The sequence below is a fragment of the Actinoplanes ianthinogenes genome (assembly GCF_018324205.1).
GTDB classification, from domain to species: Bacteria; Actinomycetota; Actinomycetes; order Mycobacteriales; family Micromonosporaceae; genus Actinoplanes; species Actinoplanes ianthinogenes.
The window spans coordinates 3,184,531-3,202,048 of record NZ_AP023356.1; the positions used below are offsets into that span (position 1 = coordinate 3,184,531).

The window sequence follows — 17,518 nt, forward strand, 5'->3', positions numbered from 1 at the left end:
CCGAAAAGCACGCTCGGCGCGTCATCAACTCGGAAGTCCACCGAAACGGTGACTACGCCACAAATGCGACAAAGCGAACACCTTGAGCTCGAACTGCGGGTCGGCCGCGAAAAGACCCCCGCTGTACGGGGCGTGCAGCTGCACGCTGGCCCCCGAGTCCAGGTAGACCGAGACCACGTTGCGCCGCCCGCGCCGCTCGGCGCGCAGGTCCACCACCCGCGCCCAGGGCGCCTCGCCCTCGCCGAGCAGCGACGACGTGCGGATCCCCCGGTCGCCCACCTCGACCCCGGTACGCCGCCCGGACATGATCCCCAGCACGATGCCGAGCAGCAGCGGCGCCAGCGCCAGCAGGGCCCACGACCACCCCGGCGGCCCGACCGGCCCGGGCCAGAGCAGGGTCGCGATCACCCCCGTCGTGACACTCGCCACCGCGCTGAGCGCGCCGAGATAGAGGCCGTGGCCGAGCGCTTGCTGGAAGGTCGGCCGGAACGTCGGGGATGCAGCTTCCATAGACGGCTCAACGGCCCAGCCGTGCGCCGCGCCGCACCCTCGGTGCGACGTACTTTTATAGGCATGGCAACCGACGAGACCACGCTGCCCACCACCGAGGACGAGTGGCGGATCCGGCTGAACCCGGAGGAGTTCCGGGTGCTCCGCCAGGCCGGCACCGAGGCGCCCTGGAGCGGGGAGTATGTGAGCACCAAGACCGAGGGGATGTACCGGTGCCGCGGGTGTGGCGCGGAGCTCTACCCGAGTGACACCAAATTCGACTCGCACTGCGGCTGGCCGTCGTTCGACGACGCCATCCCGGGGGCGGTCACCGAGATCGAGGACCGCAGCCACGGGATGGTGCGGGTGGAGATCCGGTGCGCGCGCTGCGACGGGCACCTGGGCCACGTGTTCCGGGGCGAGGGCTTCACCCCGAAGAACACGCGGCACTGCGTGAACAGCCTGTCGATCAGGCTCGACCCGAAGTAAAGACCGGGACCTCGGCGCCCGTGTCGAAAGCGATCAGGTACTGGGGCCGGTTCTGCGTGGCGGCGTAGATCCGGCCCACGTACTCGCCGAGCATGCCGAGGCAGATCAGCTGGACCGCGCCGAGCAGCAGCATCGCGATGTAGAGCGAGGTCCAGCCGGGCACCACCACGCCGAACGCCCAGGCCGCCAGACCGCTGACCACGAGACCCAGGCAGACCACGAAGGTGATCAGTCCGAGCCAGGTGGCGAGCTTCAGCGGCGCGGCCGAGAAACTCGTCACGCTGTCCAGGCTCAGCTTGATCATCTTGTGCAGCGGATACTTCGTCTCGCCGGCCACCCGCTCGGCCCGGACGTAGGTGACCTCGCCGGCCGGGAAGCCCAGCGACGGCACCACCAGGCGATAGACCGGCCGCTGCTCGGGCAGCTGGTTCAGCGTGTCCACCACCGAGCGGCTCATCAGCCGGAAATCGCCGGCCTGGCCGCTCACCCACGGGCCGACCAGCTTGCGCATCAGCCAGTAGTAGGCGCCGGCGGTCCGCCGCTTGAACACGGTGTCGGTGCTGCGGTCGCTGCGCACGCCGTAGACCACGTCGAGATCCTCCGCGGTGGCCTTGGCCAGCATCTCGCCGATGACCTCGGGCGGATCCTGGAGGTCGGCGTCGATGCTGACCACGTAGTCGCCGGCGGCCGCGCGCAGACCGGCCGCCAGGGCGGACTGGTGTCCCACGTTGCGGCGCAGCTTCACCACCCGCAGCCGGGGCCAGGCGGCGCGCAGTTCGAGCAGGCGCGACACGGTGCCGTCCGCGCTGCCGTCGTCGACCGCGACGACCTCGTAGGTGACCTTCAAATCGTCCAGCACCGGCCGGAGCCGGGCCACGAAGTGGTCCACCGCCGCACGCTCGTTGTACATCGGCGTGACGACGGAAAGGGTGACCATCATCGTCCCCCACAAGAACGATAAGCGCGAATGTGTCGGCAAACGACGCTAGTCACCGCTGGTGAAGGTCACGTGTCCTGGCGCTGTGCCCCCGGGGAACAAACGAGATCCTGAACCTCGAATCGGACACCGTTCGTCGCGGTCTGCCAGCCGCTGGAGGTGCTCACCTTCCACTCCGGACCGAGTTCCGGAGCGAAGACGTCACCGGCGACGTCCAGATCGATCACGGTGCGTACGATATGGCGGGCCCGCGGCAGGAATGCCGCATAGATCGCCGCACCACCCATCACCCAGAATTCATCGTCCAGGACCTTGTCCGGATCGTGGACGACCTCCGCCCCCTCGGCGCGCCAGGACGGATCGCGGGTGAGCACCACGTTGCGCCGGCCGGGCAGCGGGCGCCTCGGCAGCGAGTCCCAGGTGGCCCGCCCCATCACCACGGTGGCGCCCATCGTGCGTTCCTTGAAGATCGACTGCTCGCCGGGCACCCGCCAGGGGATGTCGCCGCCGGCGCCGATCACCCGGCCGTGCGCCTCGGCCCAGATCATGTGCACGGTCATACCGCGACCGGGGCCTTGATCGCCGGGTGGTGCCGGTAGTCGACGACCTGGAAGTCCTCGAAGCGGTAGGAGAACAGGTCGGGCGCGGCGGCGATCTCCAGCGACGGGAACGGGTACGGCTCCCGGGTGAGCTGCTCACGCACCTGGTCGACGTGGTTGTCGTAGATGTGGCAGTCGCCGCCGACCCAGATGAAGTCGCCCGGGATCAGCCCGACCTGGTCGGCGATCATCCGGGTGAGCAGGGCGTAGGAGGCGATGTTGAACGGGACGCCGAGGAAGAGGTCGGCGCTGCGCTGGTACAGCTGGCAGGAGAGCTTGCCGTCGGCGACGTAGAACTGGAACATCGCGTGGCACGGCATGAGCGCCATCTCGTCCAGCTGGCCGACGTTCCAGGCCGAAACCAACATGCGCCGCGAGTCCGGATTTTTCCGGAGAGTATCCAGAATTTCGGAAATCTGGTCGATCGAGCCGTCCGGTGTGGGCCACGATCGCCACTGGTACCCGTAGACCGGGCCCAGCGAGCCGTCAGCGGCGGCCCACTCGTCCCAGATCGTCACACCCTGCTCCCGCAGCCACTGCACGTTGGTGTCCCCGCGCAGGAACCAGAGCAGCTCGACCGCGATCGACTTGAAGTGCACCCGCTTCGTGGTGATCAGCGGGAAGCCCTGGGACAGGTCGTAGCGCAGCCGCTCGCCGAAGAGGCTGCGGGTGCCGGTCCCGGTCCGGTCGCTTTTCGGGGTACCGGTCTCCAGCACCCGCCGGAGCAGTTCTTCGTATTGGGTGTCAACGGCCATGCAGAGAACCTACTAGCCCCGCAGCTTGCCGCCGATGGTGACGACCCGGCGCGCCAGGTGATCCAGGGCGGCGTACTGCACGTCGGTGAGCGGGGCGTCGTTCGACCCGCCGGTGACGTGCGAGACCCCGTACGGGTTGCCGTCCGCGAACTTCAGCGGGTCGGTGTACCCGGGCGCCACCACGACCCCGCCGAAGTGGTAGATCGTGTTGTAGAGCGCCAGCAGCGTCGACTCCTGCCCGCCGTGCTCGGTCATCGACGCGGTGAACCCGGCGTACGCCTTGTTCGCCAGCAGACCCTGCGCCCACTGCGGGCCGAGCGTGTCGATGAACTGCTTGAGCTGGCTGGCCACGTTGCCGTACCGGGTCGGTGTGCCGAGCAGCACCGCGTCCGCCCAGACCACGTCGTCCGCGGTCGCCCGCGGCTCGTCCTTGGTGGTGTCGAAGTGCTGGCTCCACGCCGCGTTCGAGGCGATCGCCTCGGGCGGGGCCAGCTCGGCGACCTGCCGCAGCCGGACCTCGGCGCCGACCTTCTCGGCCGCCTCCCGCAGCCGCTGCGCCATCTTGTGCAGGGTGCCGGTCGCCGAGTAGTAGATGATCGCAAGTTTGACGTCTGTCACGACCACAGCAAATCCCCCGCGATGACCCGGTGAAACGCTTATAGGCGCAATTCATTGCCTTCCGGATCGTCGAACCAGACGCCGCCGGTCGCGAGGTAGCGGAACTGGTAGTCGCCCGGTTCCAGCGGCACGCTGACCGTGCGGGTGCCGTTCTTGCGCACCTGCATCTCGTGTGTGCCGGGCTGCCAGTCGTTGAAGGTGCCCACCACGCTGACCACGCCGGACGGCTCGTCGGCGGGGATGCTGAAGGTCACCCGGGTCTTGGTGCCGAACAACTTACTGCGCTTGATCATGGCGTCCTCCACAGGCCGTGGCCTCATCACTACAACGGCGGGACCGGAAGCGGGGTGACGACGCGCCGCATACGCTGTGCCGATGCACCCGCTACCGCACGACGAGTTCCGCGTGGCCTCGTTCCGCGACCTCCCCAGCCCGACGCTGTACGACATCCTGCGCCTGCGCAGCGAGGTGTTCGTGGTGGAGCAGAAGAGCATCTATCTCGACCTGGACGGTCGCGACACCGAGCCCGGTACCCGACACCTATGGTTCTCCCGTGATCGGGAAGTTCGGGCCTATCTGCGGATTCTCGATGACCATGGGGCAGAACGGATCGGCCGGGTGGTGACGTCACCCAAGGCGCGCGGCGAGGGAATGGCCGGTCGGCTGATGGGGCACGCGCTCGAGATCATCGGCCACCGGCACGCGGTCCTGGACGCTCAGTCGTACCTTGTCGGCTTTTATCGGAAATATGGGTTCGAGCCGACCGGACCCGAGTACGTGGAGGACGGCATCCCCCACGTACCCATGGCCCGCGAAATCACGGCAGCGTAGCGACGATTTCGCTCACCGAACGACGCCGCCCGGTGTAGAACGGCACCTCCTCGCGCACGTGCCGCCGCGCCCGCGAGGCCCGCAGGTCCCGCATCAGGTCGACGATCCGGTGCAGCTCGTCGGCCTCGAACGCCAGCATCCACTCGTAGTCGCCGAGCGCGAACGACGCCACCGTGTTGGCCCGCACGTCCGGGTAGCCCCGGGCCTGGCGGCCGTGCTCGGCCAGCATGTCCCGGCGCTCCTCGTCGGGCAGCAGGTACCACTCGTAGGAGCGGACGAACGGATACACGCAGATGTACGGCCGTGCCTCCTCCCCGGCCAGGAACGCCGGCAGGTGGCTCTTGTTGAACTCGGCCGGCCGGTGCAGCGCCATCTGCGACCAGACCGGGGTCAGGTGCCGGCCCAGCGCGGTACGCCGGAACAGCGAATACGCCTCCTGCAGCGCGTCCGGGTCGCCGGAGTGCCACCAGATCATCAGGTCCGCGTCGGCGCGCAGCCCGGACACGTCGTAGGTGCCGCGGATCGTCACATCTTTCGCCGCCAGCTGCTCGAACAGCGCGTCGACCTCACCGGCCACCCCGTCCCGCAGCGCCGGCAGCTCGCGCGACGCCCGGAACACCGACCACATCGTGTACCGGATGGTGGCGTTCAGCTCGTTGATCCGGGCCGCGTTGGTCTGCTCGCTCATGCACTCGCCTCCAGGTAATCACTCACATCGTCCGCCGCGCGCTCGCCGCTGGCCACACAGACCGGGATGCCGACACCGTCCAGGGCCGCGCCGGCCAGCGCGATCCCCGGGGGCAGCGCCGCCCGGGCGGCCGCCACCCGGTCCGGATGCCCCGGCGAGTACTGCGGCAGGCCGCCGCCCCAGCGCTGGATCCAGACCGCGGCCGGCGGCGGCAGCTCGCCACCGGTCAGCTCACCCAGCTCCCGGTGCGCGATCGCCAGCAGCGCCTGATCGCTGTGCTGCAAGCGCTCCTGTTCACCGGCCCGGCCCAGCGAGGCCCGGACGATGACCGGACCCTCCGGCCCGGCCAGGTGCGGCCATTTCCGGGTGAAGAAGGTGGCCGCCTTGACCAGGGTGCCCTCGCCCGGCGGGACCAGGAAGCCGGACAGCTCGGGCAGCGGGGTGCCGGGCGGCAGCGCCAGCCCGGCCAGGGCGACGCTCGCGTAGTCGAGCCCGCCGATCTCCCGCGCGGCCTCCGGCGCGGCGTCGGCGAGCAGGCGGGCGGCCGGTCTCGCGGGCACGGCCAGGATCACGGCGTCGACGTCGTCGGTCTGCGGCTCGGGGGCGGGGCCCAGCACGAGGTGCCACCGGCGCCCGGCCCGGACCAGCTCGCGCACCGGCAGGCCGAGACTGATCCGCGCCCGCGCCGCCGTGGCGGCCGCCCCGATCAGCCGGGTCATCCCGCCGTCCACGGCCGCGAAGATCGGCCGGCCGGGGGTCCGCTTGCTCAGCGCCTGGGCGGCCCGGACCGCCCCGCGCAGCGTGTGCTCGGTCTCCGCGGTGCGGGCCAGCTGCGGCATCGTGGCGCGCAGCGAGAGCTGGTCGGCGCGGCCCGCGTAGACCCCGCCGAGCATCGGGTCGACCAGCCGGTCGACGACCTCGGCGCCGTATCGCGAGCGGACCAGCTCGCCGACCGCGATGTCCTGGCCCGGGGCGAGCAGCGGCGCGCCGGTGTCCCGGTCGGAGTCCGCGTCCGGGAGGGCCACACCGTCCAGCGTCGACAGGTCACCGGGCACGCCGACCAGGGTGCCGGCCGGGATCCGGGCGAGCCGGCCGCCGATCGCCAGCGCGGCCGGCTGGGCGGCCGGGTGCACCAGGGCGTCGCCGAGGCCGACCCGGCGGGCGAAGGTCACCGCCGCGGAGTCGCCGCCGTCCGGCGATCCGTGCAGGAAGGACTCGGCGCCGCGCTCGACCGGGATGCCGGCCAGCTCGCCGGTGCGCAGTTTGCCGCCCAGGGCGCCGCTCTGCTCGTACACGATGATCTCGGTGTCCGGCGGGCAGACGTCCCGCAGGCGCACGGCGGCCGCCAGGCCGGCGATGCCGCCGCCGATGACCGCGATCCGCTTCCGCACTGTGCCACCCTCCCAGGCCGCGCTCCCGGCCGCCCGGCGGGGTCGGCCGGTGTGAGCTATCGGGCCGAGGCCTCGTGCACCAGCGCGGTCAGCCGGGTGAGGATCTCGGGATCGGTCTCCGGCATGACGCCGTGCCCGAGGTTGAACACGTGCCCCGGCGCCGCCTGTCCCTGCGCCAGCACCCGCCGCGCCTCCCGCTCCACCACGTCCCACCCGGCGAACAGGATGGCCGGGTCCAGGTTGCCCTGCACCGCGCGGTCCGGGCCGATCCGCTTGGCCGCCACGTCCAGCGGGGTCCGCCAGTCGACGCCGACCACGTCCGCGCCGGCCTCGCCCATGGCCTCCAGCAGCACGCCGGTGCCGACGCCGAAGTGGATCCGCGGCACCCCGGCGTCCTGGAGCCCGCGCAGCACCCGCGCCGAGTGCGGCATCACGAACGAGCGGTAGTCGGCCTCGGAGAGCGCGCCGGCCCACGAGTCGAACAGCTGCACCGCGCTGACCCCGGCGTCGACCTGCGTCCGCAGGAACGTGAGGGTGATCTCGGCGAGCCGGGACAGCAGCGCGTGCCACAGCTCGGGCTGGGCGTACATCATCGCCTTGGTCTTCAGGTACGTCCGCGACGGGCCACCCTCGATCAGGTAGCTGGCCAGCGTGAACGGCGCGCCGGCGAACCCGATCAGCGGCGTCTGCCCGAGCTCGGCGACCAGCAGCCGCACCGACTCGGCGACGAAGTCCACGTCGTCCGCGGTGATCGGCCGCAGCCGCTCCAGGTCGGCCGCGGTCCGCACCGGCGCGGCGACGACCGGGCCGGTGCCGGCCACGATGTCCAGGTCGATGCCGGCCGCGGCGATCGGCACCACGATGTCGCTGAACAGGATCGCGGCGTCGACGCCGTGCCGGCGCACCGGCTGGAGGGTGATCTCGGTGACCAGATCGGGCCGCCGGCACGACTCCAGCATGCCGATCCCCTCCCGGATCTTGCGGTACTCGGGCAGCGAGCGCCCGGCCTGCCGCATGAACCAGACCGGCGTGTGCGGACCGGGCAGGCCGCGACACGCACGAACGAACGGGGAATCCTCGAGAACGGTCACCGGGTCATGGTGCCACGTGAGTGAAGACGCCCGGCGGCGCGGCGACGGCTACCGGGGCGTAGATCGGCATACGCTTCCCCCATGGCGTCCCCCTCCGCTGTTCCCGAGCCGTTCACCCACGCGGTGGCCGGGTTGCGCGCGGACTCGCCCCGGCCGGAGATCCTGCTCGAGGAGATCGCCGCGCCGCAGAAGCTCGCGCCGTACTCGTTCGCGCTCAGCGCCACCGTCCTGCGTTCCGGCGACGAGGTGGCCAGCGGTCGGCTCATCCTGCTGCACGATCCGGCCGGTCACGACGCCTGGCGCGGCGACCTGCGGCTGGTGACGCTCGTCACCGCCGAGCTCGAACCGGACCTGGCCACCGACCCGCTGCTGCCCGCGGTCGCCTGGACCTGGCTCACCGACGGCCTCGACCAGCACGCGGCCGCCTACACCGCGATCGGCGGCACGGTCACCCAGACCGCGTCCACCCGCTTCGGCGAGTTGTCCGGCCCGCAACCCACCGCCGACCTGGAGGTCCGCGCCTCCTGGACCCCGACCTCCGACGACTTCGCCGCCCACCTGCACGGCTGGTGCGCCATGCTCGCCTCGACGGCCGGCCTCCCCCCGCCCGGAGTGAGTTCTCTGGACCGCCACCGCGCTTCCGCTACCTGACCCGCGGCCCCTTCTCACACCACCCCCGCTGCCGCGATGCCGCCCGCCCGTTTCAGGATCCCTTTCCTGTACGACTCGTAGTCCCGCGGCATCGGCCCGCGACGCTGCGGCCCACCCCAGACCGCCACGCGTGTCGTGCGGGTCCGCTCGCCGCCCGCGACCCCCCGGCCCACTCCCGACCGCCCCGCGCCCCGGCCCCCAGCTGGCACCCACGGCCCTATCCAGCGTCCGAATAGGGCCGTAACGACCAGCCCCAAAACCCGAGCTGGCACTCACGGCCCTATCCAGCGCCCGGATAGGGCCGTCACGACCAGCCCCAAAACCCGAGCTGGCACTCACGGCCCTATCCAGCGCCCGGAGAGGGCCGTCACGACCAGCCCCAAAACCCGAGCTGGCACTCACGGCCCTATCCAGCGCCCGGAGAGGGCCGTCACGACCAGCCACAGAACCCGAGCTGGCGCTCATGGCCCTAACCGGGCAGCGGATAGGGCCGTGACGACCAGCCGGAGAACCTGGGCTGGCGCTCATGGCCCTATCTGGCGTCCGGATAGGGCCGTGAGGGCCAGCCGGTGAGGGACAGCGGGCCCGCACGACACGCGCCGCGGCCCGGAGTGGCCGCGGCCTCGCGAGCCGATGCCACGGTGCTCCGAGTCGTACCGGAAATGGTGGAGCGAAAGCCGAAGCGGACCGGAACCGATCAGCAGACGTTGAACGTGGAGCAGGCGGTGGCGATCGGGATGGCCAGGCCGATGCCTTCGGCGTCGCGGGCCTTGGCGGTGGCCAGGCCGACCACCTTCCGGCTGGTGTTGACCACCGGGCCGCCGGAGTTGCCGGGGTTGATCGGTGCGTCGAACTGGATGGTCGGGCCGTCCGCGTCGTCCTCGCGGAACGCGCTGATCACGCCGGTGGTGACGGTGTCGTCGAGGCCCAGCGGGTTGCCCAGCACGACCACCGGCTGACCGGCTTTGACCTTGCCCAGGAAGACGCCGAGCGGCTTGATGACCTTCTTCGCCACGAGCAGAGCCAGGTCCTTGGCCTCGCTGACTTTGACGATCCTGGCGTCGATCCGGGTCTTTCCCTGCTCCAGGGTGACCGCGCGGTCGCCGGCCTTCCAGACGGACTCGACGACGTGGAAGTTGGTGAACAGGTTCGCGGTGCCGTCGGCGGCCTTGGTGCCGACCGAGAACGCGGTGCCGGTGAAGTCGCCGGCGCGCACCCGGAAGACGCTGGGCAGGGCCGCCGCCGAGATGCCCTCCGGGTCGAAGACGTTGGTGAGCGCCTTCTCCAGGTCGGCGCTGCGGTTCTGCGCGGTGGAGACGGCGGAGGCCAGGTCGTTGCTGCTCTTGATCACCGACTCGATCCGGTAGGCCTGCCAGCCGGTCACCCCGAGCAGGACCGCTACCAGGGCGATGACCAGCGGCTTGACCTTGCCTCTCGCCGGACGCCGCTCGTCGAGGGCCGGCGCGGGCGGCGCGTGCTGTCCGGACCCGGGCTGCTCCTCGTAGCGAGGCTGGTCATAGCGGGGCTGGTCATAGGCGGGCTGGTCATAGGCGGGCTGGTCGTATCGAGGTTGCTGCGGCTCGGCGAAGCTCGTCTCGGCCCAGACCGGCCCCGACTCCCAGGACCGCTGCTGCTGGCCGGCCCACGGGTCCTCCGGCCGGCGGTACCCGTCGTCGTACCGGTCGTCCGCGTACCGATCGGTGTAGCGGCTCCGGCGCGGCTCGGGGGAACCGGCTGGGGTGAAGGGCTCGTAGGTGGCGGTCATGCGGCACGGCCTCCCGGGTGGCTTCGGCGTGGCACCCGGGTATACGGAGCAAACCGCGCAATGGTTGAACCCGGAAGTCGATCGAGAATCGACGCGCCGGGACCCGGCTGCGCGCGGCAGGGGGGCGACCCCCGTACGGTTACGGAGTGACCGACGAAACACCCCTGCGCCGTCGGGACACGCCAGAGCCAGCAGGGGACGGACCGCACGCCGTGCCGCCCGACCCGAGTTCTGGCGGTCCCGAGGCTGTTCCCCTGACGGCGCCCCGCGATGGCACGCCGGCTCCGGTGGAGAGCGCTGCCGACCTGGCGGAGCTCGTCGCCCGGATGGCCGCGGGCACCGGGCCGGTGGCCGTGGACGCCGAGCGCGCTTCCGGCTACCGCTACACCCAGCGGGCCTACCTGGTGCAACTGCGCCGGGCCGGGGCCGGCACCGTGCTGATCGACCCGTTGCCGCTGGACGACCTGCGCACCCTGGACGCGGCGCTGGCCGACACCGAGTGGGTGCTGCACGCCGCCAGCCAGGACCTGCCCTGCCTGGCCGAGCTCGGGATGAAACCGCGCCGGCTGTTCGACACCGAGCTGGCCGCCCGGCTGGCCGGGTTCGAGCGGGTCGGCCTGGCCGCGCTCACCGAGCAGCTGCTCGGCTACTCGCTGGAGAAACATCACTCGGCGGCGGACTGGTCGACCCGGCCGCTGCCGGAGTCCTGGCTCACCTACGCCGCGCTCGACGTGGAGCTGCTCACCGACCTGCGGGACATCCTCGCCGCCGAGCTGGACCGGCAGGGCAAGGCGGCCTGGGCGGCGGAGGAGTTCGCCTCCCTGGTGGCCAGCGCGGACCGGCCGCCCCGGGTCCGGCCCGACCCGTGGCGCCGCACCTCGGGCATCCACCGGGTGCGCGGCGCGCGGGCCCAGTCCCGGGTCCGCGCCCTCTGGTATGCGCGGGACGGCGTGGCCGCCCGCCGCGACTCGGCGCCCGGCCGGGTGCTGCCCGACTCGGCGATCGTGGCCGCGGCCGAGGCCGATCCGAAGGACGAGCGGACCCTGCTCGGCATTCCCGGGTTCGGCGGCCGTTCGGTGCGCCGGCTCGCCAAGATCTGGCTGGACGCGCTGGACCAGGCCCGTGCGCTGCCGGACGACGCGCTGCCGGTGAACCAGCCGGTGGAGGGCCCGCCCCCGCCGCACCGCTGGGCCGAGCGGGACCCGGTGGCCGCGGCCCGGCTGGCCCGCTGCCGGCAGGTGGTGGTGGGCACCGCGGAGACGCATCGGCTGCCCCCGGAGAACCTGATCAGCCCGGACTTCATCCGCCGGCTGGCCTGGTCGCCGCCGGACGACATCACCGCGCAGACGGTGAGTGACACGCTGCGCGGTTTCGGCGCGCGCAACTGGCAGGTCGGCCTGATCGCCGGCCAGCTGGCGGCGGTGCTGCCGGCTCCTGATCCGGCTTAGGTCCGCGGCTCCGGGGGTGCCTCAGGCGCTCCCGGAGCTCAGAACGGGACCGCGGGTCCCGGCGGGGCCTGATCCTTGCCGCACCGGGCGCACTCCCGGTACCGATCGCCGTCCGGCGCGGACCGGCGCACCCATCTGTGCCAGCCGAGCCGGCACGCGAACGGTTTCCTCATGGACCGACGCTAGTCCTGCGGTTTGCCTCAGGTCGAGTCCCGGACCGTCGATCGAGAGCCTCCGGCCAGCCCGGTTGTGAGGTTTTTCGGAGGGTCTGGCAGCGGCTAGTTACTGGCGAGTAGCATGGCCGACACATTTGGGTTCACGCCCGCATTGGAGGCTTGCTGTGCCCCGTGAAGTACGCGAGGTCGTCTTCGTCGACGGCGTCCGCACCCCGTTCGGCAAGGCGGGCGGCATGTACGCCGAGACCCGCGCCGACGACCTGGTGATCCGCTGCATCCGAGAGCTGATCAAGCGGAATCCCCAGCTCCCCACCGACCGGGTGGACGAGGTCGCGATCGCGGCCACCACTCAGACCGGCGACCAGGGCCTGACCATCGGCCGGACCGCCGCCCTGCTGGCCGGCCTGCCCAAGACGGTGCCGGGTTATGCCGTCGACCGGATGTGCGCCGGCGCGATGACCGCGGTGACCAACGTCGCCGGCGGCATCGCCATGGGTGCGTACGACATCGCCGTTGCCGGTGGCGTCGAGCACATGGGCCGGCACCCGATGGGCGAGGGCGCCGACCCGAACCCGCGGATCCTGACCGAGAAGCTGGTCGACCCGTCCGCGCTGGTGATGGGCGCGACCGCGGAGAACCTGCACGACCGGCTGCCGCACATCACCAAGGAGCGGACCGACCTTTTCGCGCTCAACTCGCAGATCAAGGTCGCGAAGGCGTACGCCAACGGCAAGCTCCAGCCGGACATGGTCCCGGTCGCCATCCGCAGCTCCGAGCTGGGCTGGGGCCTGGCCACCGTGGACGAGGCGCCGCGCGAGACCTCGCTGGAGAAGCTCGCCACCCTGAAGACCCCGTTCCGCCCGCACGGCCGGATCACCGCGGGCAACGCGGCCGGCCTCAACGACGGCGCCACCGCGGCCCTGCTGGCCGACGAGGCGACCGCCCGTGAGCTGGGCCTGCCGGTCGCCATGCGGCTGGTGTCGTTCGCCTACGCCGGCGTCGAGCCGGAGATCATGGGTTACGGCCCCATCCCGTCGACCGAGAAGGCCCTGAAGAAGGCCGGCCTCACCATCGACGACATCGGCCTGTTCGAGCTGAACGAGGCCTTCGCCGTGCAGGTGCTGGCCCTGCTCGACCACTACGGCATCGCCGACGACGACCCGCGGGTCAACCCGTGGGGCGGCGCGATCGCCATCGGCCACCCGCTGGCCTCCTCCGGCGTGCGCCTGATGACCCAGCTCGCCCGGCACTTCGAGGAGCACCCCGAGGTCCGGTACGGCATGAACGCGATGTGCATCGGTATCGGCATGGGTGGCACCGTGATCTGGGAGAACCCGAACTGGGAAGGCTTCGACAAGTGATCGAGAACCCGAACGAGGTAGTAACGAAGGCGCTGCTCCGCTCGGTCAAGGTCCCGGGCCTGGACAAGCCGGTCGCGCTGATCACCCTGGACAACGGTTTCGACCACAAGAAGCCGAACAGCTTCGGCCCGGCCGGCCTGAAGTCGCTGGACGACGCGATCACCGCGGCCACCGAGGCGGACCCGGCGTTCATCGCGATCACCGGTAAGCCGTACATCTTCTGCGTCGGCGCGGACATCACCGGCATGCCGCTGATCGCGTCCCGCGACCAGGCCGTCGAGCTGGGCGAGCTGGGCCACAAGGTCTTCGCCCGGCTGAAGAACAGCGCGATCCCGACCTTCGCGTTCGTCAACGGCGCCGCCCTCGGCGGTGGCCTCGAGGTGGCCCTGCACTGCCACTACCGCACCGTCTCCTCCGGCGCGGCCGCCCTCGGCCTGCCCGAGGTCGCGATCGGCCTGATCCCCGGCTGGGGCGGCTCCCAGCTGCTGCCGAACCTGATCGGCATCGCCGGCGCCGCGCAGGTCATCCTGCAGAACCCGCTCACCCAGAAGGTGCTGCGCCCAAAGCAGGCCAAGGAGCTGGGCGTCGCCGACGCGCTCTTCGAGGCCGCCGACTTCCTCGAGGACTCGCTGGCCTGGGCGGCCGGCGTGGTCAAGGGTGAGGTCACGGTGGAGCGCCCGGAGATCGACCGGGACATGTGGGACGGCGTGCTCTGGTTCGCCAAGCAGCAGCTCGACGAGAAGCTGCACGGCGCGGTCCCGTCCGCCAACAAGGCCCTGGAGCTGCTCGCCCTGGCCAAGGAGGCGAGCTTCGAGGACGGCACCGCGGCCGAGACCGAGGCCCTCGCCGACCTGATCATGGGCGACGAGGCGCGCGCCAGCCTGTACGCGTTCGACCTGGTCCAGCGCCGCGCCAAGCGCCCGGTCGGGGTCCCGGACAAGTCGCTGGCCCGCAAGGTCACCAAGGTCGGCATCGTCGGCGCCGGTCTGATGGCGTCCCAGCTGGCCCTGCTCTTCCTGCGCCGCCTCCAGGTCCCGGTGGTGCTCACCGACCTGGACCAGGAGCGGGTGGACAAGGGCGTCGCCTACGTCACCGGCGAGATCGACAAGCTGGTCGGCAAGCGCCGCCTGGACGAGGGCACCGCGGCCAAGCTGCGTGGCCTGATCAGCGGCTCGGTCGACAAGTCGGTCTTCGCCGACGCCGACTTCGTGATCGAGGCGGTCTTCGAGAACCTCGAGCTCAAGAAGAAGATCTGGGCCGAGTTCGAGACGATCGTCAAGCCGGAGGCGATCCTCGCCACCAACACCAGCTCGCTGTCGATCACCGACATGGCGGCCGACCTGGCGCACCCGGAGCGGGTCGTCGGCTTCCACTTCTTCAACCCGGTCGCGGTCCTCCCGCTCCTCGAGATCATCAAGGGCGAGAAGACCGACGACGCCACCCTGGCCACCGCGTTCGCCGTGGGCCGGGAGCTGAAGAAGTCCTCGGTGCTGGTCAAGGACGCCCCGGCGTTCGTGGTCAACCGGGTGCTGACCCGGTTCACCAGCGAGGTCTTCAAGGCCGTCGACGCCGGCACCCCGCTGGACGTGGTGAACGAGGCGTTCGACCCGATGGGCCTGCCGATGCGGCCGATCGCGCTGCTCCAGCTGGTCGGCCCGGCGGTCGCCTACCACGTCGGCGAGACGCTGCACCGCGCCTTCCCGGAGCGGTACGTGGACAGCCCCAACCTCAAGCGCATCGTCGACGCCGGCCTCCCGCTGCTGGTCGACGACGAGATCAACGCCGAGGTGGTGAAGCTGCTCGAGGTCGGCGACACCGTGCTCACCGGCGACGAGGTGCGGGCCAAGGCCCTCGCCGCGCTGGCCGAGGAGGTCCGGATCATGCTGGACGAGGGCGTGGTCGCGGAGGCGCAGGACATCGACCTGTGCATGATCCTCGGCGCCGGATACCCGTTCCACCTGGGCGGGATCACGCCGTACCTGGACCGCAGCGGCATCGCGGAGCAGGTCACCGGCAAGCGGTTCCTGCCGTCCGGCCTGGCGAACGTGCGCCGCGGCTGATAACGGTTCACCGACGCCCCCGCCCGGATGCCGGGCGGGGGCGTCTTTTTGTCACACCACGCGGATAAGCTGCCCCGCACTACTTCTGATCGTGGAGCCCGTCGATGTCGCAGGACCCTTACTCCGGCCAGCCCTTCCCCGGCGTGCCGAACCCGGACGTTCCGGGCTCGGTGCCGCCGGCTTACGGCGCGCCGCCGCCCGGCTGGGGCCCGGCCCCGGACCAGCCGCCCACCCAGCCCTTCACGCCGGGTTACGCCCAGCCGGGCTACCCGCCGGCCGGTTACCCGCAGCCGCCCTTCGGCCAGCCCGGCTACCCGCCTCCGCCGCCGAAGAAGTCGCGGGTCGTCCCGATCGTGCTGCTCTCCATCGCGATCGTGCTGGTGCTCTGCGTCGGCGGCCTGGTGACGATCGGCCTGCTGGCCGAGAAGGACGACACCGGCGACGACAAGGACGGCAAGACGCCGACCGCCGCGGACATCACCGTGGTCGAGCCGGAAACCTTGGGCGGCCGGCCGAAACTGACCACCTCGGAGTTCGGCGACATCACCAAGACGATGGAGGACGGCCTGCTCACCGGTTACCCGGGGGCCACCACCTCGTTCGGCGCGTTCTACGGCACCCCGGCGAAGAAGAACATGGTGATGGCGATCGGCGTCGCCGCCCCGATCCCGAACCCGGAGCTCGAGCTCAGCAAGAACATCACCAGCATGAGCCTGACCGGCATCTCGGTCGACGACATCGTCGCGGTCGACACCGGCTCCTACGGCGGCGCGGCCAAGTGCGGCAGCGGCGAGACCGCCGGCGTCGACCTGGCCGTCTGCATCTGGAGCGACAAGGGCAGCGTCGGCATGCTGGTGTGGTATTACACGTCGGTCAGCAAGGCGAAAACCGAACTGCCCGCGCTCCGCAAGCAGATCGAGCAGGTCAGTTAGGGCCCGTCCGGCCGATCAGACGGGGCACGCTCGCGGTCGCCGCCACCACCGGTGTGGTGTCGGCGGCCGGCAGCGAGACGGTGACCTCCAGGCCGCCGTCGGCCAGCGCGATCGCCGAGACCGTGCCGCCGTGCGCGTCGCACACCGCCCGGACGATGGAGAGCCCCAGCCCGGACCCGCGGGACCCGGTCCGCTCCCAGCCACCCCGGCGGAACGGTTCGAACAGCCCCGGCACCTCGGTCTGCTCGACCTCGTGCCCGGTGTTGCCGACGATCAGCCGGACCTGCCCGTCCACCGACGAGGTCCGCAGCCAGAGCCGGCCGAGCAGGTGGTTGTACCGGATCGCGTTCTCGATCAGGTTGCCGGCCAGCCGGTCCAGCAGGCTCGGGTCGCCGACCACCGGCGCCGCGACCAGGTCGGTGGTCACCTCCAGCTTCATCCGCTCGGCCTCGGTCCGCACCGCGGACAGCGCGTTGTAGACGCTGGTGGCCAGGTCGGCCGGCACCTTGCGGACCAGCCGCCGGCCGGACTGCGCCTCCGAGCGGGCCAGCACCAGCAGCGCGTCGACCAGGCCGTTCGCCCGGGTCGAGGCGTCCCGGACGACCCGGGCCATCCGCCGGTACTCGGCGACGTCGGCCTCCGGGTCGCTGAGCGTCACGTCGATCTCGGTACGCATCACGGCGAGCGGGGTGCGCAGCTCGTGCGACGCGTTCGCGACGAACCGTTTCTGCGACTCGAACGCGCCGGCCAGCCGGTCCAGCATCGCGTCGAACGTCCGGGCCAGCTCGGCCACCTCGTCGTCCGCGCCGGCGTACCGGATCCGCTGGTCCAGGGTCTCCTCGCCGAGCCGCTGCGCGGTCTGGGTGACGGTGTGCAGCGGGCGCAGCGCCCGCCGGGTCACCAGGTATCCCCCGGCGGTCCCGATGATGCCGATCGCGACCAGCGCGCTCAGCCCCTTGATCAGCAACTGGTCGGAGGCCTGGTCGACCATCTTGGTCTGCCAGACCCGCGCCTCCTCGACGGTGCCGTCGTTCAGCGTGACCGTCGAGCCGGCCCGCAGCTCGTCGGCCGGGTGCAGCGACTCGTCGACCAGCAGCCAGGCCAGCACCACCAGCACCGCGCCCGCGGCGACCAGCAGGATCCCGTTCAGCAGGGTGAGCCGCAGCCGCAGGGTGGGCCGCGTCAGCCGGCGGAGCAGACCGGTGTGCTGCACACCCGGCTGCTGTCCCTGATAGAT

19 protein-coding genes are annotated in these 17,518 nt (G+C 71.4%); 7 read left to right on the forward strand and 12 right to left on the reverse strand.

All coding sequences use genetic code 11. The annotated features are described in order from the left end of the window. Positions 1-24: 24 nt before the first annotated feature. On the reverse strand, positions 25-510 hold the full coding sequence (locus Aiant_RS14285) for a hypothetical protein (protein WP_189336481.1): 486 nt from the start codon (positions 508-510) through the stop codon (positions 25-27). Between the two features lie 63 nt (positions 511-573). Here Aiant_RS14285 and msrB point away from each other — a divergent pair, with 63 nt between their 5' ends. Beyond that, on the forward strand, positions 574-978 hold the full coding sequence (msrB, locus tag Aiant_RS14290; protein WP_189336480.1) for a peptide-methionine (R)-S-oxide reductase MsrB: 405 nt from the start codon (positions 574-576) through the stop codon (positions 976-978). Here the strand turns inward: msrB and Aiant_RS14295 are convergent. From Aiant_RS14295 to Aiant_RS14315, 5 genes are all read right to left on the reverse strand, one after another. Further along, complete coding sequence (locus Aiant_RS14295; RefSeq protein WP_189336479.1) at positions 959-1,918, reverse strand: glycosyltransferase family 2 protein; 960 nt, start codon at positions 1,916-1,918, stop codon at positions 959-961. The two genes, msrB and Aiant_RS14295, sit on opposite strands and share 20 nt — an antisense overlap. Positions 1,919-1,983: 65 nt before the next feature. Continuing rightward, positions 1,984-2,475, reverse strand: a complete 492-nt coding sequence (locus Aiant_RS14300; RefSeq protein ID WP_189336478.1) for a dihydrofolate reductase — start codon at positions 2,473-2,475, stop codon at positions 1,984-1,986. Then, positions 2,472-3,269 carry a thymidylate synthase gene (locus Aiant_RS14305; RefSeq protein WP_189336477.1) on the reverse strand — a complete coding sequence of 266 codons (798 nt, stop codon included), beginning with the start codon at positions 3,267-3,269 and terminating at the stop codon, positions 2,472-2,474. Before Aiant_RS14305 ends, Aiant_RS14300 begins: the two co-directional genes overlap by 4 nt. A gap of 12 nt (positions 3,270-3,281) precedes the next feature. Then, positions 3,282-3,887 (reverse strand): NAD(P)H:quinone oxidoreductase, encoded by a 606-nt coding sequence (wrbA, locus tag Aiant_RS14310; protein ID WP_189336476.1) that lies wholly within the window; start codon positions 3,885-3,887, stop codon positions 3,282-3,284. Positions 3,888-3,925: 38 nt separating this feature from the next. Next, positions 3,926-4,180: an isoamylase early set domain-containing protein gene (locus Aiant_RS14315; RefSeq protein WP_189336475.1), complete on the reverse strand. Its 255-nt coding sequence runs from the start codon at positions 4,178-4,180 to the stop codon at positions 3,926-3,928. An 82-nt stretch (positions 4,181-4,262) separates the two neighbouring features. Here Aiant_RS14315 and Aiant_RS14320 point away from each other — a divergent pair, with 82 nt between their 5' ends. Then, positions 4,263-4,718, forward strand: coding sequence for a GNAT family N-acetyltransferase (locus Aiant_RS14320; RefSeq protein ID WP_189336474.1), 456 nt, complete (start codon positions 4,263-4,265; stop codon positions 4,716-4,718). Here Aiant_RS14320 and hemQ read toward each other — a convergent pair. The 3 genes from hemQ to hemE are packed head-to-tail and all read right to left on the reverse strand — an operon-like array spanning position 4,705 to position 7,888. Next, entirely contained in the window at positions 4,705-5,406 is a 702-nt protein-coding gene (hemQ, locus tag Aiant_RS14325; protein WP_189336473.1) for a hydrogen peroxide-dependent heme synthase, read from the reverse strand. The two genes, Aiant_RS14320 and hemQ, sit on opposite strands and share 14 nt — an antisense overlap. Beyond that, a complete protein-coding gene (gene hemG, locus Aiant_RS14330) occupies positions 5,403-6,797 on the reverse strand; it encodes a protoporphyrinogen oxidase (protein ID WP_189336472.1) in 1,395 nt (464 codons plus the stop codon). Before hemG ends, hemQ begins: the two co-directional genes overlap by 4 nt. Before the next feature lie 56 nt (positions 6,798-6,853). Next, positions 6,854-7,888 carry a uroporphyrinogen decarboxylase gene (gene hemE / locus Aiant_RS14335; protein ID WP_189336471.1) on the reverse strand — a complete coding sequence of 345 codons (1,035 nt, stop codon included), beginning with the start codon at positions 7,886-7,888 and terminating at the stop codon, positions 6,854-6,856. Positions 7,889-7,969: 81 nt separating this feature from the next. Between hemE and Aiant_RS14340 the strand changes: the two genes are divergently transcribed. After that, entirely contained in the window at positions 7,970-8,539 is a 570-nt protein-coding gene (locus Aiant_RS14340; protein WP_189336470.1) for a DUF3000 domain-containing protein, read from the forward strand. A gap of 697 nt (positions 8,540-9,236) precedes the next feature. Here Aiant_RS14340 and Aiant_RS14345 read toward each other — a convergent pair. Further along, entirely contained in the window at positions 9,237-10,304 is a 1,068-nt protein-coding gene (locus Aiant_RS14345; RefSeq protein ID WP_189336469.1) for a S1C family serine protease, read from the reverse strand. A gap of 146 nt (positions 10,305-10,450) precedes the next feature. Here Aiant_RS14345 and Aiant_RS14350 point away from each other — a divergent pair, with 146 nt between their 5' ends. Then, positions 10,451-11,752, forward strand: coding sequence for a ribonuclease D (locus Aiant_RS14350; protein WP_189336468.1), 1,302 nt, complete (start codon positions 10,451-10,453; stop codon positions 11,750-11,752). Between the two features lie 38 nt (positions 11,753-11,790). Here the strand turns inward: Aiant_RS14350 and Aiant_RS46510 are convergent, their stop codons facing one another. Then, entirely contained in the window at positions 11,791-11,925 is a 135-nt protein-coding gene (locus tag Aiant_RS46510) for a hypothetical protein (protein ID WP_268248867.1), read from the reverse strand. A 167-nt stretch (positions 11,926-12,092) separates the two neighbouring features. On the opposite strand from Aiant_RS46510, the gene Aiant_RS14355 reads away from it, so the two are divergent. The 3 genes from Aiant_RS14355 to Aiant_RS14365 all read left to right on the forward strand — a co-directional run bounded on the left by Aiant_RS14355 (position 12,093) and on the right by Aiant_RS14365 (position 16,281). Continuing rightward, positions 12,093-13,289, forward strand: coding sequence for a thiolase family protein (locus Aiant_RS14355; RefSeq protein WP_189336467.1), 1,197 nt, complete (start codon positions 12,093-12,095; stop codon positions 13,287-13,289). Beyond that, complete coding sequence (locus Aiant_RS14360) at positions 13,286-15,349, forward strand: 3-hydroxyacyl-CoA dehydrogenase NAD-binding domain-containing protein (protein WP_189336466.1); 2,064 nt, start codon at positions 13,286-13,288, stop codon at positions 15,347-15,349. Before Aiant_RS14355 ends, Aiant_RS14360 begins: the two co-directional genes overlap by 4 nt. Positions 15,350-15,453: 104 nt before the next feature. Then, positions 15,454-16,281, forward strand: a complete 828-nt coding sequence (locus Aiant_RS14365) for a hypothetical protein (RefSeq protein ID WP_189336465.1) — start codon at positions 15,454-15,456, stop codon at positions 16,279-16,281. On the opposite strand, the gene Aiant_RS14370 is transcribed toward Aiant_RS14365, so the two are convergent. Further along, on the reverse strand, positions 16,274-17,518 hold the full coding sequence (locus tag Aiant_RS14370) for a sensor histidine kinase (protein ID WP_229831429.1): 1,245 nt from the start codon (positions 17,516-17,518) through the stop codon (positions 16,274-16,276). The genes Aiant_RS14365 and Aiant_RS14370 overlap by 8 nt on opposite strands.